This window comes from Rhodococcus sp. 05-2256-B1 (assembly GCF_002258465.1).
Taxonomy (GTDB): Bacteria; Actinomycetota; Actinomycetes; order Mycobacteriales; family Mycobacteriaceae; genus Rhodococcoides; species Rhodococcoides fascians.
Map to the genome: position 1 here is coordinate 1 of NZ_NOZA01000012.1, position 22,287 is coordinate 22,287.

Genomic DNA, 22,287 nt, shown 5'->3' on the forward strand with positions numbered 1-22,287 from the left:
CCAGTCTGCGAATGCGGTTGTCCCTCAGGGGTTGATGCTCCACCCACGCGCGAGTTGCGCCGCTATCGTCCGCGAGTTTCTGTGAACCCGCGCAGTTGCGTCCCACTTCCATTCCCACACCCAGGCCGGTCCGGACGGGAGCGGCCCAGCAGTGGCGAGCATCGGAGACAACGGATTCGGGGGCATCGACGACGAATGCCCGCGCAGGGCACCGGCGAACCATCGAAACCGACCGCAAGCGGTCGCACGTCCCCTCCGGGGCCGCCCCATATGGGTCACCAATTTGGTCGTACGAGTCGTCCCAGCCTGACATGCCGGGGACCCCGTCCAATCAAACCGCGGTCGCAAGCTCCCAAGACGCGGTTTGACAGTCCACCCTCGTCATGTCGATCGGGGACGTCTCATCCGAACCTTTGGAAGGTGTCCCTGCCATGAACAACAACCTGCTCAACGATCACCAGATCATCACCGAGCTCATCGGCAATGCCGCTCAGCTCCCCGCCGAAGATCCGCGCGGGGCCCGGTGGGCCACCGAAGCGCTCGCGCTCGCCAGCGCAGCAGAGCTACCCATCCTCATCGAGGAAGCCGAGGGAGTGCTCGGACGGATCGAGCACGACACCACCTGCCGGTGGTGCGCCGGGCAGCCGGGAGCAGCCATCCCGGTCGGGTCCTTCTGGTGCACCAACTAAAGCCAGGCCCTCCGGGGTCCCGGTCCCACCACGGGGCCGGGACCCCCCTTTTTTTGCCTCCCGCATCGCCGGAGATGGACGGCTCGTACACCTCGTCCAGTCGTTCGCGTGAATGACTGTTGCCGGAACCACCGCGCCACCCCGTGCGTCCAACCAGACATGGACCACGACGAACGCGCAGCCATCCGAGCGGACGGCCACGACCCTGACCACCCCGCCGTCTCCGATGCCCTCGACCAGGTGAAACGCACTCTCCACCTGTACCGGCACCTCGCCTGGACCTTCACCAAGGATGACCTCGACGGCGTCTCCGTTCCCCGCCGAACGAGCTGACCAGCACATTCGACAGTCGAACACCCGTTCGATACGCTGACGGTAGTTCCTACCGGCACGGCGAAAGGTCGATCGTCATGGCCACCGTCGACGCGATCGCAGACCTCACCGGACTCGACAAAGCCACCCAACTCGACGTCCTCCGGCGTCGGATGGCCACCGTCCCCGGCGGCCGCCGCGACCACGCACCCGCCGACATGCCCACCATCACCGCACCCGAACCGGCGGCACAGGCCGCGCCCGCCGACGACGATGCGGAACCGCTCACCGCCGCTGTACGCGGCGAAACCCTCCGGACCATGCCGGTACCCCCACCGCTCGCCGCACTGCTCCCACGCCGAGCCTTGGCCCGCGGAACCGCCGTCACCGTCACCGGCGCCGGGTCCATACTCATCGCGCTCGTCGCCGAAGCATCCGCCGCCGGCCACCACGTCGCCCTCATCGGCCAACCACGCCTGAGCCTGCTCGCCGTCCACGAACACGGCGGCAATCTCGCAAAAGTGCATCTTGTAGATCCTGGAAAAACTGACCCTCTCGACGCCGCCTCGATCTGTCTCGACGGGGTCGATCTGGTCGTCACCACCGTCCACGGACGAGACGTACCACCCACGCGCGCAAGAGCTTTGCTCGCCAGGAATCGTCGACAGGCGAGTGTGCTGATCCTGACCGACGGACACATGCCCGGTATCGATCTCACGATCGCCTCCACCGTCTGCGGGTACGGCGGCATCGAGCAGGGGAGAGGTCGCATCAAGTCGATCACCCTCGAAACCGCCGTCCACGGCCGCGGAACGCCGCACCGCACCGGCCGGTACACCCTCACCGCGCCAACGTTCGGTGAGACAGGCCTGCGCTGGACACCCGCACCCGCCGACGACCTCGCCGGCCACCGGCCCGTCGCGGTCGCGCAATGAGCACCCACAACGAGGCCGGCATCTTCGATGCCTGGCCCACCACCTTCGAGCCACCCACCCGCCGCATCGTCGACCCACCAAAATCGGTGCACGTCAATATCGCGCTGGCGATCGGACGATCCGGAGGCGGGCGATTCCGCGACACCACGGCTCTCAAAGTGAGAGCCGAGGGCTTGGCCATGGACACCATCGTCGAAGGAAACCTGTTCGCATGGGCACGGACCAGTGTGGGCGATTGGCTTGCGCAAGTGTCGTTTTCGATCCCCACGGGCAACAAGAAGGGCCGACTCGACCTCGATCGACAATGGGTTCCCGCCGACGCCATCACACCCATCACATGACCGACACCACCCCGCAGTAGCCCTCAGGATCGGCCTCGATCACCGACAATCAGCACACACCACCGCAAACACAGGAGAGACCGTGAACATCGGCGACCGCTACCACCTCGCACCCGGCGCACCCGGCATCGTCGTCGTACGCGACATACAACCCGAGGGCCTCATCCTCGTCGAAAACGAAACACCAGGCCCCGGCGTCTACCCCTACCTCGTCAAACCCGACACCCTCGTACCCGCCACCACCTGACCGAACAGCCCCTCGAAAGACCTGAGAACCCACCGGGGGCAGTGACACACTGGACGCCCCAGCAGCCGGACACTTCTCGACACACGACGAAGAGGGGAGCGGCACCCATGGCGCACGCGCTGACCTACATCGACACCGGCAACCCCCACTGGATGACCGCACTACTGTTCGTACTCGCGGCCGCCACCGCAATAGCCCTCACCTGGTGGTTCTTCGGTAGCGACAAGTAGGCCGAGCGTTCTGGGTATTGCGGTACCCGTTGTGTACCGGCATACTGTCGATATGACCGACACCCCCACCGTCGACGCACTCACCGAACAACGACAACGCTCACGCTTCTTCGTTCAACACCTCACCTACCTTGCCGACAACTACGTCGACCAGGCCCTCGTCAAAACCGCACTCCTCAACGGCCTCAGCCAATCCGACACCGCTAAAGCGCTCGGCATGAGCAAGAAGACCGTCAATACACACGCCCGACGCCCCTGGGTGCCGACCGCAGCCGCAAAAGGAACCGACCTACCCGACAGCACGCCGCTGTTCCGCTACATCTTCGGATCCGACGACGCAGCCACCGCAGCCATCGCCACCTGCAAGCAATACGACCGCGAACGCCTCCACATCGAATCACTCTGACCAGGCGACTACCCGTCCGCCGAACCGGCCTCACGCCTGAGGGCCCGCTTCGCCGACGCCACACCACGCGCCCGCAGAAAAGCACTCAACGTCACACCTTCCGCCGCCGCAGCAGCCGACACCTCGCCATGCTCGTCCTCCGTAAACCGCACCGGCACAACTCGATCCCGGATCGGTTCCACCGACTTCGGCCTACCACGCTGACCCATGAAACACATATTAACCGACTACACAAAACAGTTGCGCAGCAATCTTTAACCGACTACGTTAAATCGGTGTACCGGCCAACGACGCCGGCGAAAGCCATCGAAAATGTCGGAACCATCTGACAACATCGGGCCACCACACGCCAGTGATCGGGGAAGAGAGCACCATGAACACACGCAGGCAATACGCAACCGTCGCAGTCACCGGAATCATCGGCCTCGGCGTCATGGCCCTCGTCCTCTGGCTCGCCTACTCAGGCAACGACGACCCCAACAGCGGCGGAATCCACACGACCATGCCCATCGGCCTCGGCACCCTCCTGATCAGCCTCGTCGTCATCGTCGTCATCGTCTTCGCCTCCATCGTGATCTGGGTAGAAATCATCAACCCCCGAAGAGCAGATCGCGCGCACCGCAACAACGTCGACGGCGGACACGAAACCCTCGACCAGGCCGACAACCAGCGATGAACCCACTCCACCGCGACGAATTCGCCGACGCCGAAATCAACCTGCAACGACGCCACACCGAGCTGCTCACCGAGTTCACGACCGAACATCAACTGCGCTACTACCAGGCACACCGACGGTACGTCAGCGCCCGGATCCGCCATCTCAAACGAGCACTGCTCATCACCACCGTCAACGTCGTCACCATCTTCTTCGCCACCATCGTCCTAGTGCACAACACCACTCCACCCGCCGCGATCCGATGGGCCCTCTACATCGCAGCCGCAACGGTCACCGCCATCGCCGCCACAATCGCCCACAAACTGAACCGAATCATCAACACCACCGACGCGCACTACGTCGCCACAGTGAACGACGCCGAACAACGCCACCACAGCCGCCAACGAAACACCTGACCCAACAACGACAACCACGAGCTACCGCGACACCGAGCGTCGTCACCCTCCGTCGCTCCCGCGCAATCACCTCACAGCCGTACCCCACTACCGCGCCGCCGTAGAGCACCAGCTCCGGCGGCGTTCCGCGTCCCACCCCCAGCGGCCGGCCACGTACACAAGCAGGCCCTAACGGGCCACACGCACCCCTACGGGCTGCACCGAACCGAACTCCGCTGCGCTCCGCACTCAAAAGAGCGAAAAGAATCAATTTCTTTCGACCTAGGTGGCTTCTGGCGAGCATCCATCACCCGTGCCCGCCGGCTCAACCCCTCGCTCCGCTGCGCTACGGCCAAGGCTCCGAACACTTTTCGTAGAGCAGTCGCTTCGCTCCCACGAAAACTGTCCGGCCGAAGGGTTGCCCCGTCGTTCCCGTGCGCTGGTTTCTCTCCCCAGCCACCACGGCGAAAGAAATTCGGCAGGGCAGAAGGTCCGGCCACCAGTTCTCGAGGGAGAGGTCACCATGCGCGCACAACACCCCACCACCGCCGACGAAATCGACATCATCGTCCACCGACGCGGCCACCGGACAGTCCGCCGCACCGTCAAACGCGCCAGCGCACGACGCGACCGACGCACCGCACGCCGCGAACTGCGCCACTGAAAACCGCTCCACCCCAACCACACCCGCACACACTGAAAGGCATCACCATGACTCAACGTCGTATGTCCCTCGCCACCGCCGCCGACACCCTCGCCGCCATCCCCGCCCTGCTCGGATACACCCCCGACAACTCCGTCATCGCCATCACCCTGGCCGACAACGGCAACGGCTCGCACGAGGTCGTCACCGCCGCCCGTATCGCCGCCGTCCAGGCCGAGGCCGGATCCGACAACGTCGCGACCCCACTGTCCCGGCACACCGTCCACGGACGACCGGTCACCGCCGTGATCCTCGCCGCGATCGCAGACACTGCCCATGCAGGCGCTGCGTTGCTCGGACTCGACGCCATCCGCGACGCGTTCACCGCACGCGGAATCCGCACCATCCGCGCCCTGCACACCTACAGTCTCACCGCCGGAACGACGTTCACCGACCTCGACCGCTTCACCGACGGCATCATTCCCGACCCCGCCACCACGGCGCTCGCGGCAGCCCTCACCGCACGCGGAGCCGTCATCGCCGCATCACGCGCCGACCTCGAGGCCCGATACGCCCCCACCGCCGAGATTCCCGAATCCCTGGCACTCGCCGCCGCCGCGACGATGGGTGCCGATTTTCTGCCCGTCACGTTCGACGAGCTCGCAGCCGTCATCCATGCCCGCGAAGTCCCCAGCGCCGACCTCACCGCTCGTGTCGGCCTCGCACTGGCCACCGGCCACGCCGAAGTCCGAGACGCCTTCATGGCCCTGCACGTCCACGGTGACCACGACGCAGCAGACGCATTCACCCGCATCGCCGCCCCACTACGCGGTACCGCCCGCGCTAACGCCCTCACCATCGCCGCCTACTTTCTGTACTGCACTGGCGACGGCGCAGCAGCTCACGCGGCACTCGAGGCCGCCGAACGCACCGCGCACCGCGCCGACCTCACCCTGCCGAGACTGGCGGTCCTACTCTCGGCTGCACTCGCTGCCGGAATGGAACCGACCGAGGTCCGAGGACTCGGCGAAGTCATCACCCCCGACTACGTCGCCGCCCACATCGGCAGAGTGCAGAGCTACACCTGACGCCGCTGCCGAGCGTGGCCACCGATTCGAGGTGGCCACGCCCAGCAATTAGGTCGCGGACGCGGGGCCGGTGCATCGGGCATCGAGCCCTCACACCGACAGACGCGCCCAGCAGCGTCCTGCCTGCGCGGAGCGGGCGGCCGTCGGATCAGGGGGAGGCCGAGAGCGGAACTGCGCTCAGAGGGACGTCGGATCGGCCGGCCACACCATGTCGACGTCGGCGGCGGTGGGTCGGGTGTCCTCGACCCGAACACCGGCCACGATCGCATCGAGCGCCAGCTCCGACGGCGGCGGAGACGCGTTCACCACGGCTTTGGACAAGGCATGTTCGATCCGCGAGCGCTCCATACCCCAGCACCCTACCGACCAGCAGGAGCACAACTGCGGCTACGAGCTCGGCCGCTGAAGACGACGCGGAGGGTTCTTTTCGGTCCGTCTGGCTGCGCAACGAGAATGCAACACCCGTCATCTCCGAAGATCAACCCCTGACTCCGCTCACGCTCCGGCCCACAGGGCCCAGCACGACTGTTCGCCCGACCCACCCTCGCTACGCTCCCCGGCAAACACTCGCACCGGCCAGGCATTGACCGTCGACGCCGTGCGCCGCCGTCTCTTTTTCGCGCCACCCGGAAGCGAAAAGAACGCAGTAAGAAAAGGGTAGGGAAGGTGTCCGATAACTGTATTTTCAATTCCCCTGACGAATAAGCGTTGCGGCCAGAAGCGAGCATGAAACGGCAAGGGCAACAACATGAATGGACAATATTGAAGCAGTATTAACTCTGGTGCAAATGCCGCTGTTGCCGTAGAATAGAAGTCAACGCCAACAATTCCGAAAAGGAGAAAGCTATGTCGATCACCGTGTACACGAAACCCAATTGCGGACAATGCGACGCAACGAAACGACGACTCGACAAACACGGCCTCGATTACCGGACTGTCGATATCACGCAAGACGACACCGCCCGCCACTTCGTCAGCTGCGAACTCGGCTACCTCCAGGCCCCCGTCGTGTACGTCGACGAGGACACCCACTGGAGCGGATTCCGGATCGACGCCCTCGACGAGCTCGCCGCCGCCTGAAACCCACAAACCCACAAACACAGAAGAGGCCCCACCATGCGACTCGTACCCGCTTACACCCCCGACCCGGACTACATCGACCGCCAGATCGACGCCGAACTCACCGCAGAACACCCCACAACACGCCAGGCCGACCATGCCGACAGCGAGCACCACGACATCGACAAAGCCGCATCCTGATCACCGACGCGATGCATCACAGCCGATAGCACCGATAGCACCGATAGCACCGATACCGCCGGTACGACGTCCGACCCGACACGAACACGAGGCCAACGATGAACGCATTGCGCGCAGTCCCCACGCCCGGCGACGACCCGGCAGCGCAGGCACGCGCGGACCTCGCACCCGTCGAGGACCTCGATACGTCGGTCGAACCCGGATACGACCCGGCCACCGACCCTGAAGCGATGCTCCTGTGCGCCTTGATGGACGTGCGTAACCAGAGCGCCGATGGAACCGACATCGAGCGGATCGCCAGCACGCTCACTGCGGCGGACTTCGAGGATCCCGCGCACGCACGCATGTACGGGCACATCGTCGACCTCATCGCCGCCGGCCAACCCCACGACTTCGCGTCCGTCACCGGTGCACTCATCCGATCCGGAGCCGACGGAGCCAAAGACGCCCCGCTACGCAAACGCCTCATGGGCATCGTCACCGCCGGCGCGCACTCCGTCGCAGCCGTGCACTACGCCGACAACGTCCTGTCCCAGTCCTACCGCCGCAGCTTCCACATCGCTGGCCAACGATTGGCCCAGGCCGCCGAGGAGGCACCCGAAGAATTCCTATCTGCATCTTGCGCTGTTGTGGGCAATGAACACCCTTTACCAGCTGTGACAGACATGTCTTCGACCATCAGATTCGCCTCCTGAGGTTGAGGAGTGCCGTGACGTGTTCGAGCACGGCGTTCAATCGCACTGTTCGCCGAACGGCCGTTCGAGCCAGGTTGACGCACTTCCCGGCGACAAGGAATACCCCTGTTGACCCGGACCGGGACACGCCGTTGTAACTGGATAAGGATATCCCTCTATCGGACGCCTGGTCTCGTCAGCGATGTCGGCGAATCGCGTAGGAACCGCGTGCCATCACTGCAAGCCCGACACCGATCATCGAGGCGATTGCGACTCCAGTGGGTCCGCCAGGAGGGAGCGACTGCCAAAACAGCATCGGCGTGAAGATTGTCAATACGATGGGTGGACCCGAACCGACCGCAACGATTCCGACGTACCAAAACCGCTTGATACGTGTCCAATAGCTCGATTCCTGGATGCGCTCCTCGAACACCACCAACAACACCGTGAGTGGGAAAATGACCACAGCGTAGATCAGCGGTGAACCAGGTAGCCCACGTCTCCCCAACACCTCACTGATAATGGTCGAGACAATATAACTGCCGAAGAAGAAGCACACTGACAGAATCGAGGCGAGGGCAATCTTGGTACCTGCGCCTTCCTTCGGGGCTGGTTCGATGTCCACAGTCACTCAACCTTAAAGGCACGCAACCAAACCGCCGACACCGGTGACCTTGCCGAGCAGCTCGATCAACTCATCGCTGGCTTCGGCAGGGAACGTGCCCCCGCGCACGAAATCGAATACGTACCGAGCGAACTTGGTGAAACCGCCGGCCTCACGCGCAATTCGGATAATCTTCGCCGCCGGGAAACCGACACCGATGGCGAAGTCGGCGATAGCTGCCGCGCACGAGAACGGGTTGAACTGTGGCGTCACCACGCCACCGGGCCGTGCCGGATCGGAGATGTTGTTCTGAATCCACGCCTGCACCTCCGGGTCGCTCGGTGCCCTCTGTTGCAAGTCTTGCGGCATCCGCTCCAGCGCCGAGAATGCCGCCGCGAGGTTCTCCACCTGGACTTCTTCCGAAGAAGCGGCAGCCGGTGCCGACGATGAGGGGGCGGCAGCGACCGGAGCAGCGCTCGCGACCTGAACGGACACACTGCTGATCACCGCTGCGATGACAGCTGAGGTAAGTGCGGTGCGAATTTTCATTTACGTCTCCTCACTAACTATTGGGTTTGACCACTGTGACACGGCCTTCGGGTGGGTGTCTACCCCCCGCGGTCAATCAATCGATGTCCTCGATAGCGATGTCTGGTCGGTCGATTCGCCGACCGGTTCGCTGCTGAGACATCTGCATACCGGTCACGTTGCGGGCTTGTACCGGGGCGTGGGCGAGGTTCGCCGTAACGCGAGATTTTGGCCGTGTGCCGCAGCGAGCGCGGCTTGCAGCCGGGCAATTTCGGCTTTCGCTTCGCGCAGTTGGCGGGTGAGGCTGAGCACGATCGTGCTCTGAGTGTCTTGGGAAGTCAGCGTCGTAGGTGCCGGTTGGTTCCGGGTTCGTAAACGAATGATCGTCTCGCGTAGTTCGACGTTGCGGTAGAGAAAATCGAGGCTGACATTCCCTTCACGTGCCACCTTGCGGAAGTTCACCGCTTCGCCGCGTTTATTCAGTGCGGCAATAGCTTTCGTTGCCTTCTCGACTGCGGCGGTAGTGCGGGCCTCGGCAGAGCGGCGGAGCAATTGACTGCGTTGTTCGGCATCGAGTGTCATGGGCGATGTCCTTTCCTGCTCGGGCCCAGTGGCAGGTCGACCGGGGTCCGTGGCTGCGATGCCCGGCGGACGGCGTCTCGGCCACCGACGCCGGCTCCCTGCACCGTGGTCGATTCGTCACCGTCAGGGGAGATGAGGTTGGCGATGATCAGGTTCAGTGCGGATACTTCGCTGCGGCGGGCGGTGAGCCACATGTTGTCGTCGGTCATGTGCTTGCCGGTGCGCTGAAAGTGTTGTGCGCGTCGGGTTTCGATCAGATTTAGTGTCGAGTCCCGCTGGTCTTCGAGTTCAGTCAGATAGGTGGCATTCGTTGCGAACTCGCCGCAGGTCAGGCACGCGTTCCCCCGTTCGCAGGTTTTCGGGCGCGGCAGCAGGCAATAGCCGTTGGGCAGGATCCGGTCGGTGCGCTGATCGAGTTGCAGGACATCGAGGAGCGCATGTTGATCAACGTCATGGTCCCGCCCGTCGGTGCCGATCAAGGTCAGACGCAGGAACTCTTCCTCATGAGTGCGGGCCAACGTTTTTGCGTAGCGCAGTGTCATCTCCGGTGAGACGTGCCCCAGATAGCGCTGCACGACGTGCAGTGGTGTGCCCGCGTTGAGCATCTGAGTGGCCTTGGTATGCCGCAACCGGTGGGTGCGCTGGAAATCGACAGGGCAGCCGTGTTTGTCGCGAAGCTCTATCAACGCAGCAAGGTCGGTGAGCCGTTGACGGATGCCGCCGAGTGGACGCTGGCCCCGTTGGTTGCCCTTGCGCGCGAGGAAGAGATACTTCGGTTCCGCGCCGACGGTCAACGTCGGCAGGATAGTGTCGCGAACCCAGTCCTGTTGCTCGCGAATGATGTTCACCACGGCCTGCTCGACGGGGATCGTGTTCGGGGCTCCATCGATCTTGGTCTGCTGGTAGCGCAGCCGCGCCACGAAGAACTCCGCCGTCCGGCTTTCGGGAGCGGAGTCCTGAGTATCGGATTGCTGACCGGGTGTCGTCAGTAGAGGGCACAGAGGGTCCGGATCGAGCATCAGGATTTCGTTGACTCGGCGGCCGGTGAGGATCAGCAGCAGATAGGCGCGCATGACCTGCGGGTCGCCGAGCCCGAACACCGTCTTGTCCTGCCCATCGACGACGATGGTGCGACTCTCCTTGACCGGCAGACCGATCAGATCCAGATGCGCGGCGACGCGACTGAGATCTTCGTCGTCGAGGTACTCGGGTGCGTCGTCGGAGCGCACGACCGAGATCGTTTCCCCTCGCGGCCACATCACGAGGTGGCGTTCGGTGAGCTCACGCCATCGCGGGTCGCCCAGGACGAACGCCGCTTCGTCGCGGTGTTCGACGAAGAACGCGTACATCGAGTTCACTGCGGTCTGGGTGAGGGAGATGGTCTTGTTGGACAACGGTTGGCCTTTGTTGGGCCCGTTGGCCGCGCGGCGGGTGCGTAGCCAGCCGAGGAAGTCATTCGCGAACGGACGCAGCATCGTCGCCGGGTCGGTGACCAGGACGGGACTGTCTATACCGCGTTCGATCAGGAAGGGCCCGAGATGAGCGCACAACGAGGTTCGGTATCGACCGACGCTGCCCCACCGAATCCGGTCGGCGTTGAGAAGGGTTCCGAGCCACCATTGGCCTGCGGCACGAAGCCAATCCGGTTCCACGGTCGACCAGTCGACCGTGGCATGACCGCGCGGTTCGTGTCGGCGTGCTGGTATTCGGGAGTCGTGGAGGGGATCCCACAGCTCGGCCTGCCACCACGCCTGTTCGTGATAGGCGATGGCGACCGCCCGCCGGAGGCGGCGCATGATCTGCAGATGGTTCTGGCTGAACCGTGCGCCCGGAAGACGTTGGTGGCGGGCGGTGAAGGCCGACCGGGCCTCGGTGATCCACGTGTCGAGGTCCAGGTCGAGGAATGATGTGATCGGTGGGTGGCCTCGCTGGACCCGCGAGGTGCTGATTTGGGCGATCGAATGCATCCACGTCGAGACCGCGGACGGCGAGACCCGTTCACCGGTGACATGCAGCGACCACAGCCACCAGATGAATTCGTGGCGGACCGGATCGGGAACATCGAGTGCTACATGTTGGTGAGTCCGGCTCGGGTAGTGATAGATCACCTCGTTCCACGGCCAGGCCAGCATGTCGAGAGTCGTTCCGGGCCGGACATGTTCGGGAACGAGTTCCCAAAGATCGTGGTCGGTGACCCCGCCCTGTTTGTGTTCGGGCAGCGGCAATGCAGCAGACTTCATCGATTCTCCAGGTTTGTCGTATATCCCTGCTCGGCTGGTAGGTGCCATCCCTGCGCATATGTCCGCCACTCGGCCACGCTGCGTAGCTCCGCCTCTTCGGTCACCCATCCGTACAGGTCGAGAGTGGTCTGGACCTGGGCGTGACCGAGTCGCCGCATGACGACGTGCTCGGGGACCCCGCTGAGAAGTAGCGCCGTGGCGTGGGTATGCCGGAACCAATGCGGAGTCCAACCGGTGGGGACGGCGCCGCCTACACGGCGCTGCAGCCGCTCGACGACCCGGTAGACTCCGCTCGGTGTCATCGCCGACAGCAACTGTCCGCCACCGGTATTGACCAACACGGGGTCGGTGTCGCGAAGCGGCAAACCATGACGGTCGGCTAAATCGCCGACCTCGTAGAGGAAGTCCCCGTAGAGCCGCTCGAGCCGGTCGGACACGAACACGCGCCGGCCCTTCATGTTCTTCACTCTGGCACCGTTGGGATTGTCGCCGCGGGGAACAACCTCGATATACGGCGTGCCGCCGCGTCCGACGACCCAGTCCTCGTGCCGCACACCCAACGCCTCCCCCAAGCGAAGGCCCGTCTCGGCAAGTATCTCGAACAGCAGACGGTCACGCAGATTCCCCGCCCACGACCGGCCGATTGGATCGAATGTTGCTGCGCTGTCCAGGATTCGCTGCACATGCACCGGCAGGAACACCGGTGTCGGACCGGTGTGCCAGCGGCGACGCGGGACGAGCGCGGCAGGTCGATCGCGCCGCCGGCTCTGCAGGTGCGTCAAGAACGATTGGAACTCCGTTTCACGCCGTGCACGCCCCAATCGCGGTGCGACTGCGCCGTATTGGCGTTCTGACCATTCGTAGAACGAGGCCAGCGCCGCTAATTGCAGCGACACCGTTCGTGGCCCGCACGTCGTGGGCTTGGCCGGGTGTTGGCGTGCGGTGGGCAGATCCCCGCCGGTGAGCCAGCCGATGAATCCGCTCAAAGCGGTCAGGCCGGGATCGCGCCACTCGACCCCGTTCTGCTCGAGGTAGTGCCACCACAGTGCGAGCCCGCGTGAGTACGCTTTCACTGTGTTGGGGCTGAACGCGCACGCGACCCGAAGCCACTCCAGCCATTCCTCGACAGGGCCTACTACTGCGTGGTCGCGGTCGAGGACTGTCCAGGTCACCCCGCCGTCCGGCAGTACCACCTTTTGGGTCCGAGCCATGACACCCCATCTCTCGTACGGGTGTAGGCAACCATCAGCTCACGTGCAAACAAAGCCGACACGCCGACGCTCACACGACGTCGAAGACGCCTGTAGGTGGGGTGAAGATAAGCCGACCTGTTCGACTACATGGTCGAACTCGGCACCCGGCAGCGGGCAGCGTTCAACAGGCTCAACAGCTTTCGGCAACCACCGACCTCCTGAACGAACCCGCACGGATACCGGTGAGCGCGTCGACGACGCCGAGGGCACTACGGTGCTAGCTGGCCACAACCGAAAGACGAGGACAGTGACAGAGACAGGTGAGCACGCCGAACGGCCGCCACACGACGCGCCGGACCGCACGAACGCACCGTCCACCGGTGCCGCTGTCGATGCGGGTCTGCCCGTACACATCCGCGAGCAGATCGCTGCTGTCGTCGACGCGTCCGGCGACCTCGAGCGCGTCCCGACCGGTAGCGGCGCACTGACCGTGCAGGTGTGCTCGGCATCGGAAACCTCGTACGACGCCGCGACGTGGAGCACCCTGGGCACCTACCGCGCCGCTGACGCCGCAACCCTGGCCGAACGACTCCTCGACGCTCTCGGAGACAGTGCGAACATCGGCACCGACCTCGGTGTCCTCATCGTCACCCACACCCATACCGACACCCTGGAGGCACCGGCCATGACCGCACCCACCGCCGACGGAACCCGCGCGCCGGCCGCGCCGCTGCTCACCCTCGACCTCGCCAAAGCCGACGTGCTCGACGACGACTTCGAGTGGCCCGAACCGGGCAGCGCGCAGGCGTTGTGGACTCCGCACTGGCTGCTGCAGGCCGCGATCAACTCCGGGGCCGTCACCTACGACCGGCGACTGTGGGGCGAGCTCGCACTGTCGGCCGAGTTCACCGCCCCGAACCGGCACGAGCTCCAATTCGTGATCACCTACGAGATCGACGGCGCACCGAACATCGTCGACGGTGACACCACCGACTACCCGAGCAACTTCAATGAGCTCTCCGATGAGGAGCAGAACGCCGTCCCGTCGACGTTGGTCCCGAATCCGGAGACCGCGCGGGCGTGGTTGACGTACCTCGTCGACGCGTTCAACGCCGTGCACGCGAGCACCGACCAGCTCGTCCGCGGCTGGCCCCAGCACTAGAACCCCGCAGAAACACTGATACCCCCGACCATCGTGTGTGTTCGGGGCATCTGTCGCGCAGTCAGGGTCGGCGATGGTGCGGAGCGCCGGTCGGAAGCGACAGTGTCCTTACGGGGAGAACCCACTTCGGGCAGAGCTGAACAATGCACCGAGCGTGATCGCGAACGCGAACACGGCCACGAACACCACGATCCGGAACACTCCACCCGCGAGCATTCCCGTCGCGCGCAACGGCGCAAACTTCCACGTGCCATCCGCTCGCTGACCCGACCGCAACACCACGTACGCCAGGATCGCAGCGGCCACGAGATACACAGCCATCGAACCCACCCCTTCCTTCCTCGTGTCGGTCACTCGCGCAGACGATTCGACGTGATCGGTGTCCGATTGCCTGCCAGTACACACCCACCCACCGACACAGTCGGTGCCACAACCGACCGGCCATCACCGCCCGCGCACGTTCGGAAGTCAGAACAGTGTCGGGGAAGCCGCATCGAGCAGCGCAGCACGCACCGCGTCCTCGTCCCACCCACCGCGCACCGCATCGCGTAGCCGCCGCGACCGCGCGACCCGGTCGGGTCCGTACCAAAGCCCGCGCTGACGCCGGCCACCCCCGCGGCCCTTGGCTCCCATGTCGAGCAGATTCTGTGACTGCGTCCCGTCGACGACGTGACGCACCCCGCCAACGCGGGTGTCCTCGTCGAGGGTGACCCGGACACAGATCGGGTTGTCGCACAGGTGCAATGCCGTCACCTCGTCGGTGAGCGGCACACCGAGCGCCCGCGCCAACGCGTACCGGTGTGGGCGCACCACCCGCTGTCGGCCATCGCGCATCAACCAGAACCGGCCGTACCCGTCGTCGGCTACCGCGCCGATCCAGATCGCACACGAATCGACGTGCGGGCCGCGCACGACGTAGCGCTCGAATCGCGCGAGTTCTGTTGCCCCGCCGATACCTAACGGTTCCGGCACCGGCCCGGCCTGCCGACCATCACCTAACGTCTCCCGGAGCCGGCGACTGCGCTTCTGCTGATGCCGGCGCTGTCTCGGCGTCGTGGATCGTCCGGAGCGTCTGCACGGCGGTGAGTTTGAGGACCGGGTCCGACGTCGCGAACACTCCGAACTTCTCCAACCGCGAGATGTCGACGGGGGAGCGCACGGCCCCGAACACTTCCGCGTCGATCGCCGACTCGAAGTCGCCGCCGGCCGCGAGAGCGTTGATCATCCGCAACAGGTCCGCGAACTGCGGCGCGGTCCGCGTGGTGATGAGAGGGCCGTAGGTATCGAACGCGGCGTTCGCCTCCGCGGTCTGCAGCAGCGCAAGGATGTCGAGCTCCAACACATCGGACTCGCTCAACGCCGTCTCACTGTGATCGCCGGTCATCGCGCACCCGCCTGATCCATCAACAACTGTCCGACAGCGTCGGAGATCTCCGTCGGCGTCCCGGCCGCATCGAGCAGGTGCAGTCCGGGGTCGATCGGGCCGCCGCGCACGATCGTCGCGGCGAGGTGCTCGTACTCGCGGGTGATGGCCAGTACCCAGGATTGTGTGACGACGAACTGGGTTGCGTCGAGCAGGGTGAAAAACTCGCCGTACGCAACCGGTGCGCCCGGCTCACCGGCACTGTCGGCGTAGGCGATCGACGCCGCGAACGTCGCCGGGTCGGGCCCGACCGAGTTCGACACGACGACGCCGAGCGCACCCAGGGCGCTCACTGCGCACCCTGCCCAGCGGTCGCGAACTCCTGCGCCGCCGGCGGCGTCTCGGTGTTCGGTGCGGAGTCGGTGGGAGGGGTAGTAGCGGCGTCGGCCGACTCGCTCGAACCGGGCTTGTCCGCATCGGTGGCGGTGCTCGCAACACCGATCCGCACCGGCCGCTTCTTGCGTCCCGATCCCGTCGAGGCCGGCTTCGGGGACGCGATGACAGAGGTCGGCACCGTCAACCCCATCTCCCGCAACTGCTGCGCCGTCCATCCGCCGTCGAGCGCGGCCCGCAACGCGGTAGTGACCGCGTCCTTGGCCTTCTCGACGGACTTGGCCGACGACCGTTTCGCGGCCTGAGCTTCCTTGATTGCTGCGTCGGCGGCCGCGCGCGCTTTCGCGTCGTCGGCTTCGGCCTCGACGACCTTCTGCTGTGCGTCGGTGATCGCCTCGACCTTCGCGATGCGTTCGTTGATCGCAGCTTCGGCGGCCGCGCGGATCGCGCTGGGGTCCAATTGGGTGACAGTCATGGTGTGTGTGGGCCTTTCTCGTCGAACCGACCGCCCGCAGACACGGGGAGAGTCGGTGAGGGTGCACGTGATCGCCGTTCGGCGGAGGGCCCACACGGCACCGCTCGAACGCACTGCGAACTCTACCGCCCGGGCGTCGCAGACGACACCGGACGGATGAGATGAACCACCTGCCCGAGCGGCGCACGGCCCGGTGGCATCGTCACCGATGAGTGAGGGGATCGGGTGCGGTGCCCCCAACTGTGCACCGGCCTGCATCCTCATGTGGATGCCCGAGATTCCTCCCACCGCTCCGCTCGATCTCAGGCACCCACAATCGGGGCCGGACACACAGATGCGGGACATCGCACCCGGCGAGTAGTTGCGTGTCGACATTGGCCGGCGGATCAGATCACTCCAGTCGACATGAGGTTCCAGAACGTGTGACCGGCGACAGCTGGAACAAGGGAACGCGTCCACAATGCGGCACCACCCCACACCGCCCCGTTGATCGCTGCTGACACCGCATTCAAATCGGAGAACTCCGAATGGCCGATCCCGAACACGACCGAAGAAACCGCCCAGGCGGTGATCACCACCACCGCACGGACGACGCGATGTGCGCGTCGGTGGGAGTCGGTCACCGCGAAAGTCGCAGCCACGATCAACAGCGGCACTCCGCGATAGACGAGTTCTTCCCACACCACCCCGGAGACCAACACCAGCCCCGGAATGCTGCCTGCCCAACTCGATGCGTACCAGCGTGAGCGATCGGCGTTCAGTTGCACCTGAGCATCGCCTACCGGACCGGACACATGCTCGGTAAGCAGGTGCCAGACCGAGGATCGCAAGAACGCCACCGCCAGCACAAGAACGATCAGGACCGACACCACCAGCCGGGGCCGTCCTCGACGATGCTCGGCCGGCAATCGAATACCGAGCGCGGGAACGGTCCACAGAAGCTGGACGCGCAGTACACGCCAGTGATTGCGCGACGGTGTGAAGCCCGACTGAAACATCCAGCTCACGACAACGACGATCACGGCGAGCAGGAGCACCACCCCGCCGGCCTGCAACGCTGCAGCGGCGGCACTCCACCCCTCCGACGCAACACCAAGCGGTATCCCTACGACCATCGCGAGACCGAGAGCTATGAGGATCCCGATGATGACGCGGGTGCAGGCAGCGGACGATCTCTTGCGCGCAGCTCTCCACTGTGAACGCTGAGCGGTCGCGGTGTTCATTCGTCGTCTCCGCTCTCAGTCGACACGGCGAGCGCCGCCAGGAGCCGCTCCGCCTCCTCGCGACCGACATCGACTCGGTCCGCGGCCGCTTCCACCGACCTCAAGCTGGCCACCAGCGTGCTCAGCGATACCGCCATCACCTGTTCGGCTGCATCGCGCTGAGCTCGCGCAGCCTCGAACCGTCGCGCCATCCGCTCGTGCTCGATCCGAGCCTTCGCTACCCGCTCAGCCTGCTCTGTACGGCCACGCTCGCGGGCCGCGACGCGCTCTCTTGTCGACCCCATCGCCTCGTTCCTCCCCGAACAATTCCTCCGCCGATGCCTGTTTCGCCAGGTCAGTTCCGTGCCCCAGCCACATCAGCAGCTCGCCTTTTGCTGTTGTCCACAGGCTTCCGCCTGCCCAAACGATAAACGACATACACACCTCTTGCACTATTAGTGTCCATGGGCGATTCCTGCGCTACGATCGCGTCTGTGCCGCACGCTTTCGACGTCGACGACTCCGAGCGAGTCCCGCGTCGAAACGCGCCTTGTCGAGCCGCTGAGCGGCCCGAACGCGGTCGGCGGTGCCCGCGATGATGACCGTCCACGCGCTGCACGCCGGCGATGGCTACACCTACCTCACCCGTGAGGTCGCCAGCGACGACATTCGCCGTGAACGCGGCCAAGACCTCACCGACTACTACGCCGCCGAAGGCACCGAACCGGGCATCTGGGGAGGGCGGGCCGCGGCCGAGCTCGGCGTGGCCGGGTACGTCCGCGAGGACCAGATGAAGGCGCTGTTCGGTGAGGGCCTGCACCCCGAAGCCCAAGCGTTGATCGAGGCCGCCGTCCTCGACGGTACGAAGGCGAACGCGGCGATCGAGAGCGTGCGGCTGGGCCGCAAGTTCGCGAGCTTCCGCAACGAGGTGCCGCTGATGAAACGCATCCGCGCCGAGATCGACAACGACCGCGCCGCCGGCGGAAAGCCGCTCACCGCCGAGCAGTGCCAGCAGATCCGTTACCGCGTCGGAGCCGACGAGTTCCACCGCGAAGTCGGCCGGTCACCGGCCAGCGAAGCAGAGCTCGTCCGCTACATCGCCTCGCAGCAACGCCGCGAACGTCAACCCGTCGCCGGCTACGACTGCGTGTTCACTCCCCAGAAATCGGTGTCCGTTCTCTGGGGTCTGGGCGACGACGACACCCGTGTCGCGATCGAGCGCGCACACAGCGCCGCGGTGAGCGATGCCATCGGCTGGGTCGAGGACAACGCCTCCTACACCCGGGTCGGCAAAGCCGGTGTCGGACAGATCGAATCGACCGGCCTGATGTACACCCGGTTCGATCACCGCGACAACCGCAACGGTGACCCGAACCTGCACACCCATGTCGCGATCTCCACCAAAGTGCAAGGCGTCGACGGTAAATGGCGCAGCCTGGATGGCCGCGTGCTGCACAAGCTCGCCGTCGCTGCATCCGAGCGCTACAACACCCTCATCGAGGAGTACGTCACCCGCGAGCTGGGCACGGTGTTCGCCGACCGACCCGGCACGGGAATCAACAAGCGCGCCGTCCGCGAAATCGAGGGCATCCCCACCGCACTGCTCAGCGAGTTCTCCCGCCGCGACGCCATCGAGTCACGGTTGGAAAAGCTCGTCTCGGACTACCGCAAGACCCACGGCAAAGACCCCTCGACCGCGATGCAGATGCGCCTGGCGGACCAGGCGACCCTGGAAACCCGCAACGAGAAAGCACCCCCGAAATCGCTCGGTGCCCAACGCGCGGAATGGCGTGAACGCGCGCTCGATGTCGTCGGCCGACGCGCCCTGAACTCCGCCTTGAAGACGAGCACCGGGAACACGATCACCGTCACCGATGCCGCCGCGATCGACCACCGCGAGATCGCCCGCACCGCCGTCGCACGCATCGCACAACAGCGCTCTAGCTGGAACCGCTGGCACATCCAAGCCGAAGTCCAACGACAACTACGGCCACTGGTGTTCGCGACTGCGGCCGAGCGTGACGCGGTCGCCGAGAAGGTCACCGAAGCCGCGCTCGGCGGGGAGTCGATCCGGTTGACCCGGCAGGTCGACGCGACACCGGCAGCGTTGCAGCGCAGTGACGGTGCGTCGATCCTGACCGTGCACGGCAACGAGACCTACACCAGCGCAGCGATCCTCGCCGCCGAACACCGCCTCGTCGGTGCCGCCCACACCCCGACCGCGGTGATGGCACCTGCCCACGCCTACACCGCCGCCCTCGCCGCGCACACCCAACGCAAAGGCTGGGACCTCGGCGCGGACAAGAGAGCACTCGTCGAGCACTTCCTGTTCTCCGGTGCCCTCCTGGCCGCCGGTGTCGGTCCGGCCGGCACCGGTAAGACCACTGCCATGCGCGTCGTCGTCGACGCCTGGCGCAGTACCGGATACGACGTGATCGCCCTCGGACCGTCCGCGAAAGCCGCCGGCGTCCTGGGCGAGGAACTCGGTGTCACCGGCCGCACCATCGCCGACGTCCTCACCCGCTACGAGAACGAACTCGATACCGGCATCACCCCGGGGTCGATGATTCTCGTCGACGAAGCAGGCATGGCCTCGACACACGATCTGGACCGGCTGACTCACATCGCCGCCGAGCACGGCGCAGTGGTCCGACTACTGGGTGACCCGCAGCAGCTCGCCGCCGTCGATACGGGTGGTGCACTGCGGCTGGTCGCTCGATCGAGCGCGGCACCGGAACTGGTCGACGTCCACCGTTTCCGCGACAAGGAAGAAGCCGAGATCTCGCTGCGACTGCGCGACGGCGATACCTCCGTCGCCGCCTGGTACGCCGCGAAAGACCGCGTGCAGCACGGCATGGCCGACGACCTCGCCGAGAAAGTCTTCACCGCGTGGGCGAAGACCTCGGAGACCGAGACGACGTCGCTGATGATCGCCAGCAGCAACCACGCCGTCCGCGACCTCAACGACCGGGCCCGCACCGAACGACTCGCCAAGGGACTGGTCAAGAAGGGCGGCAACGACCTCTCCGACGGACTGCGCGCCAGCGCCGGGGACCGCATCGTCACCCGCCGCAACGACACCAGCCTGCGGGTCACCGGCACACGTGGGGAACGGGTCCGCAACGGCGACTTGTGGACGGTCAAGACCGCGCACCGCGACGGATCGCTGACCGTGCGCCACCTCGAACACGGCGGCAGCATCCGACTGCCGGCCGACTACGTCAAGGAGTATTGCGAGCTCGGTTACGCCGCCACCATCCACCGCTCTCAAGGCATGACCGTCGACCAGGTTCATGTCCTCGTCGACGACACCATGAACCGCCAAGCCCTCTACGTCGCCCTCACCCGTGGCCGTGACGGAAACCAGCTGTACGTGCCCATCGACCGGATCGTCGACCCGCACCTGATCCACGTGCACCCAGACAAGAAGATCGCCGACGAAGTCGTGCGGACCATCATCGGCCGCGACGGCTCGGACGTCTCGGCGACCGAACAGCAACGCGACGCCGCCGTCGCACACCGCAAGCTCGACTACAACGTCGGCGGCTACGAGTACGCGAGCGAACTCATCGACGCGCACCGCATCGAAGCCATCGTGCGCGAGAACATGGGTCCGGAGCTGGCGAACACGATGATCGCCGAAGCCGAATGGGACACCTTCGTCCACCAGTACCGCCGCGCCGAGCAGCTCGGCCTCGACGCCGCCCCCACATTGGCCGCCGCCCGCTCGCAGCGCGAACTCGCCAGCGCCGACTCCGTCTCCGCCGTCATGCACTGGCGACTGGAAAAGCACATCGAGAACGGCGCGGACGAGATGCACGCCTGGGCGCAGAGCATCGAACCGACGCTGCGGACCCAGTTCGGTGAGCACGCCGAGACCATCCTCGCCGACGACGGTGCGTGGCCAGACCTCGCCGCGCACCTGCGCAATGCCGAACGCGCCGGCAAAGACCCCCACGCCGCGATCGTGGAACTGCGCCGCGGTGTCACCGACCCCGACCCGAGTGCAGCGGATCTGCTCGACGACGCTGAACGACGCTGGCCCCTCGGCCGAGAAGCACGCGACCACAGTGCCCCGAGCTGGGTCCTGCCGCCGATGCAGGACCGCGAGGGAATCGACCCCGAACTCGTCGCCTGGAGCCGCCGCCGATACACCGAGATCGCCGAACGCACCCGCGAGATCGGACAGCACGCCGTCGACGAACAACCCGCCTGGACCCGCCACCTCGGCGAGGTTCCCGACTCCGGCGGTGCCCGACTGCGCTGGCAGATCACCGCCGGCCAAGTCGGGGCCTACCGAGAACAATTCGGCATCGACACCGACCGCACGCTCATCGGAGACCGACCCGAACACGGCGAAGCAGCCCGCGCGTGGGATCAGGTCAACGCCCGCATCAAGACAGTCACCGCACCCGCGTCGGTGCCCGCACACGCAGGCCCCGGACAGCAGTCGGTACCGGCCCCGCAACCTGCGACGCCCGATCCGATCGTCGACACGGACCGGGCACGACGAGAAGCTGCAGAGCAACGCGCGGCAGAACAACGCCGCCTCGCCGAGCAACGTAAAGCCGAACGCCGCGAACAACTGCGCCAGCAGCAAGCCCGCCGATCCGGGCCGACCCGCGGACCACGTATCTAAAGCCCGCCGCACCTTCCGCCGCCAGTAGCGA

30 protein-coding genes are annotated in these 22,287 nt (G+C 65.4%); 16 read left to right on the forward strand and 14 right to left on the reverse strand.

The annotated features are described in order from the left end of the window. The first annotated feature begins 431 nt into the window (after positions 1-431). From CH285_RS04675 to CH285_RS04690, 7 genes are all read left to right on the forward strand, one after another. A complete protein-coding gene (locus CH285_RS04675) occupies positions 432-689 on the forward strand; it encodes a hypothetical protein (protein WP_094644689.1) in 258 nt (85 codons plus the stop codon). 159 nt (positions 690-848) lie between these two features. Then, entirely contained in the window at positions 849-1,022 is a 174-nt protein-coding gene (locus CH285_RS27750) for a hypothetical protein (protein ID WP_176458627.1), read from the forward strand. Positions 1,023-1,099: 77 nt separating this feature from the next. After that, positions 1,100-1,936 (forward strand): hypothetical protein, encoded by an 837-nt coding sequence (locus CH285_RS04680; protein WP_094644688.1) that lies wholly within the window; start codon positions 1,100-1,102, stop codon positions 1,934-1,936. Next, positions 1,933-2,277 (forward strand): hypothetical protein, encoded by a 345-nt coding sequence (locus CH285_RS04685; protein ID WP_094644687.1) that lies wholly within the window; start codon positions 1,933-1,935, stop codon positions 2,275-2,277. The genes CH285_RS04680 and CH285_RS04685 overlap by 4 nt, the downstream gene beginning before the upstream one ends. Before the next feature lie 82 nt (positions 2,278-2,359). Continuing rightward, a complete protein-coding gene (locus CH285_RS27755; protein WP_155289017.1) occupies positions 2,360-2,524 on the forward strand; it encodes a hypothetical protein in 165 nt (54 codons plus the stop codon). Positions 2,525-2,631: 107 nt separating this feature from the next. Further along, on the forward strand, positions 2,632-2,754 hold the full coding sequence (locus CH285_RS28205; RefSeq protein ID WP_255032173.1) for a hypothetical protein: 123 nt from the start codon (positions 2,632-2,634) through the stop codon (positions 2,752-2,754). 52 nt (positions 2,755-2,806) lie between these two features. Then, positions 2,807-3,160: a hypothetical protein gene (locus CH285_RS04690; protein WP_094644686.1), complete on the forward strand. Its 354-nt coding sequence runs from the start codon at positions 2,807-2,809 to the stop codon at positions 3,158-3,160. An 8-nt stretch (positions 3,161-3,168) separates the two neighbouring features. Here the strand turns inward: CH285_RS04690 and CH285_RS28615 are convergent, their stop codons facing one another. Continuing rightward, complete coding sequence (locus CH285_RS28615) at positions 3,169-3,378, reverse strand: plasmid mobilization protein (protein WP_373454719.1); 210 nt, start codon at positions 3,376-3,378, stop codon at positions 3,169-3,171. Positions 3,379-3,533: 155 nt separating this feature from the next. Here CH285_RS28615 and CH285_RS04695 point away from each other — a divergent pair, with 155 nt between their 5' ends. The 4 genes from CH285_RS04695 to CH285_RS04705 all read left to right on the forward strand — a co-directional run bounded on the left by CH285_RS04695 (position 3,534) and on the right by CH285_RS04705 (position 5,941). Beyond that, positions 3,534-3,836 (forward strand): hypothetical protein, encoded by a 303-nt coding sequence (locus CH285_RS04695; RefSeq protein ID WP_141215023.1) that lies wholly within the window; start codon positions 3,534-3,536, stop codon positions 3,834-3,836. Further along, positions 3,833-4,231: a hypothetical protein gene (locus CH285_RS04700; protein WP_094644684.1), complete on the forward strand. Its 399-nt coding sequence runs from the start codon at positions 3,833-3,835 to the stop codon at positions 4,229-4,231. Before CH285_RS04695 ends, CH285_RS04700 begins: the two co-directional genes overlap by 4 nt. Before the next feature lie 502 nt (positions 4,232-4,733). After that, on the forward strand, positions 4,734-4,874 hold the full coding sequence (locus tag CH285_RS27760) for a hypothetical protein (RefSeq protein ID WP_176458628.1): 141 nt from the start codon (positions 4,734-4,736) through the stop codon (positions 4,872-4,874). 47 nt (positions 4,875-4,921) lie between these two features. Next, positions 4,922-5,941 (forward strand): DUF4192 family protein, encoded by a 1,020-nt coding sequence (locus CH285_RS04705; RefSeq protein WP_094644683.1) that lies wholly within the window; start codon positions 4,922-4,924, stop codon positions 5,939-5,941. 177 nt (positions 5,942-6,118) lie between these two features. On the opposite strand, the gene CH285_RS27765 is transcribed toward CH285_RS04705, so the two are convergent. Next, the gene (locus tag CH285_RS27765) at positions 6,119-6,289 is read right to left on the reverse strand and encodes a hypothetical protein (RefSeq protein WP_176458629.1); all 171 of its coding nucleotides are present in this window, start codon (positions 6,287-6,289) and stop codon (positions 6,119-6,121) included. 498 nt (positions 6,290-6,787) lie between these two features. Between CH285_RS27765 and CH285_RS04710 the strand changes: the two genes are divergently transcribed. The 3 genes from CH285_RS04710 (at position 6,788) to CH285_RS04715 (ending at position 7,896) form a co-directional block, all read left to right on the forward strand. Beyond that, positions 6,788-7,021, forward strand: coding sequence for a glutaredoxin domain-containing protein (locus CH285_RS04710; protein ID WP_037174601.1), 234 nt, complete (start codon positions 6,788-6,790; stop codon positions 7,019-7,021). Positions 7,022-7,057: 36 nt separating this feature from the next. Next, the gene (locus tag CH285_RS27770; RefSeq protein ID WP_176458630.1) at positions 7,058-7,201 is read left to right on the forward strand and encodes a hypothetical protein; all 144 of its coding nucleotides are present in this window, start codon (positions 7,058-7,060) and stop codon (positions 7,199-7,201) included. A 98-nt stretch (positions 7,202-7,299) separates the two neighbouring features. Next, positions 7,300-7,896 carry a DnaB-like helicase N-terminal domain-containing protein gene (locus CH285_RS04715; protein ID WP_255032176.1) on the forward strand — a complete coding sequence of 199 codons (597 nt, stop codon included), beginning with the start codon at positions 7,300-7,302 and terminating at the stop codon, positions 7,894-7,896. A 175-nt stretch (positions 7,897-8,071) separates the two neighbouring features. Here the strand turns inward: CH285_RS04715 and CH285_RS04720 are convergent, their stop codons facing one another. The 5 genes from CH285_RS04720 to CH285_RS04740 form a co-directional block, all read right to left on the reverse strand. Continuing rightward, complete coding sequence (locus tag CH285_RS04720; RefSeq protein WP_141215024.1) at positions 8,072-8,506, reverse strand: hypothetical protein; 435 nt, start codon at positions 8,504-8,506, stop codon at positions 8,072-8,074. Positions 8,507-8,512: 6 nt separating this feature from the next. Next, complete coding sequence (locus CH285_RS04725; protein ID WP_032371895.1) at positions 8,513-9,028, reverse strand: hypothetical protein; 516 nt, start codon at positions 9,026-9,028, stop codon at positions 8,513-8,515. A 153-nt stretch (positions 9,029-9,181) separates the two neighbouring features. Continuing rightward, a complete protein-coding gene (locus CH285_RS04730) occupies positions 9,182-9,589 on the reverse strand; it encodes a DUF6262 family protein (protein WP_032371896.1) in 408 nt (135 codons plus the stop codon). Continuing rightward, positions 9,586-11,829: a tyrosine-type recombinase/integrase gene (locus tag CH285_RS04735; RefSeq protein ID WP_052068049.1), complete on the reverse strand. Its 2,244-nt coding sequence runs from the start codon at positions 11,827-11,829 to the stop codon at positions 9,586-9,588. Before CH285_RS04735 ends, CH285_RS04730 begins: the two co-directional genes overlap by 4 nt. Then, positions 11,826-13,040, reverse strand: coding sequence for a tyrosine-type recombinase/integrase (locus CH285_RS04740; RefSeq protein ID WP_094644681.1), 1,215 nt, complete (start codon positions 13,038-13,040; stop codon positions 11,826-11,828). The genes CH285_RS04735 and CH285_RS04740 overlap by 4 nt, the downstream gene beginning before the upstream one ends. Before the next feature lie 289 nt (positions 13,041-13,329). Here CH285_RS04740 and CH285_RS04745 point away from each other — a divergent pair, with 289 nt between their 5' ends. Then, positions 13,330-14,184 carry a hypothetical protein gene (locus tag CH285_RS04745; RefSeq protein WP_094644680.1) on the forward strand — a complete coding sequence of 285 codons (855 nt, stop codon included), beginning with the start codon at positions 13,330-13,332 and terminating at the stop codon, positions 14,182-14,184. Positions 14,185-14,292: 108 nt separating this feature from the next. On the opposite strand, the gene CH285_RS04750 is transcribed toward CH285_RS04745, so the two are convergent. From CH285_RS04750 to CH285_RS04780, 7 genes are all read right to left on the reverse strand, one after another. Beyond that, the gene (locus CH285_RS04750; RefSeq protein WP_094644679.1) at positions 14,293-14,538 is read right to left on the reverse strand and encodes a hypothetical protein; all 246 of its coding nucleotides are present in this window, start codon (positions 14,536-14,538) and stop codon (positions 14,293-14,295) included. A gap of 114 nt (positions 14,539-14,652) precedes the next feature. Beyond that, positions 14,653-15,156: a hypothetical protein gene (locus CH285_RS04755; protein ID WP_094644678.1), complete on the reverse strand. Its 504-nt coding sequence runs from the start codon at positions 15,154-15,156 to the stop codon at positions 14,653-14,655. 19 nt (positions 15,157-15,175) lie between these two features. Then, positions 15,176-15,568, reverse strand: coding sequence for a hypothetical protein (locus CH285_RS04760; protein ID WP_094644677.1), 393 nt, complete (start codon positions 15,566-15,568; stop codon positions 15,176-15,178). Then, positions 15,565-15,900: a hypothetical protein gene (locus tag CH285_RS04765; RefSeq protein WP_094644676.1), complete on the reverse strand. Its 336-nt coding sequence runs from the start codon at positions 15,898-15,900 to the stop codon at positions 15,565-15,567. The genes CH285_RS04760 and CH285_RS04765 overlap by 4 nt, the downstream gene beginning before the upstream one ends. After that, positions 15,897-16,415, reverse strand: a complete 519-nt coding sequence (locus CH285_RS27430) for a hypothetical protein (RefSeq protein WP_141215025.1) — start codon at positions 16,413-16,415, stop codon at positions 15,897-15,899. The genes CH285_RS04765 and CH285_RS27430 overlap by 4 nt, the downstream gene beginning before the upstream one ends. Positions 16,416-16,801: 386 nt before the next feature. Continuing rightward, positions 16,802-17,638: a CPBP family intramembrane glutamic endopeptidase gene (locus CH285_RS04775; protein WP_094644674.1), complete on the reverse strand. Its 837-nt coding sequence runs from the start codon at positions 17,636-17,638 to the stop codon at positions 16,802-16,804. Then, positions 17,635-17,922, reverse strand: a complete 288-nt coding sequence (locus tag CH285_RS04780; protein WP_141215026.1) for a hypothetical protein — start codon at positions 17,920-17,922, stop codon at positions 17,635-17,637. Before CH285_RS04780 ends, CH285_RS04775 begins: the two co-directional genes overlap by 4 nt. A gap of 290 nt (positions 17,923-18,212) precedes the next feature. On the opposite strand from CH285_RS04780, the gene mobF reads away from it, so the two are divergent. After that, on the forward strand, positions 18,213-22,256 hold the full coding sequence (gene mobF / locus CH285_RS04785) for a MobF family relaxase (RefSeq protein ID WP_094660347.1): 4,044 nt from the start codon (positions 18,213-18,215) through the stop codon (positions 22,254-22,256). The last annotated feature ends 31 nt before the right edge of the window (positions 22,257-22,287 follow it).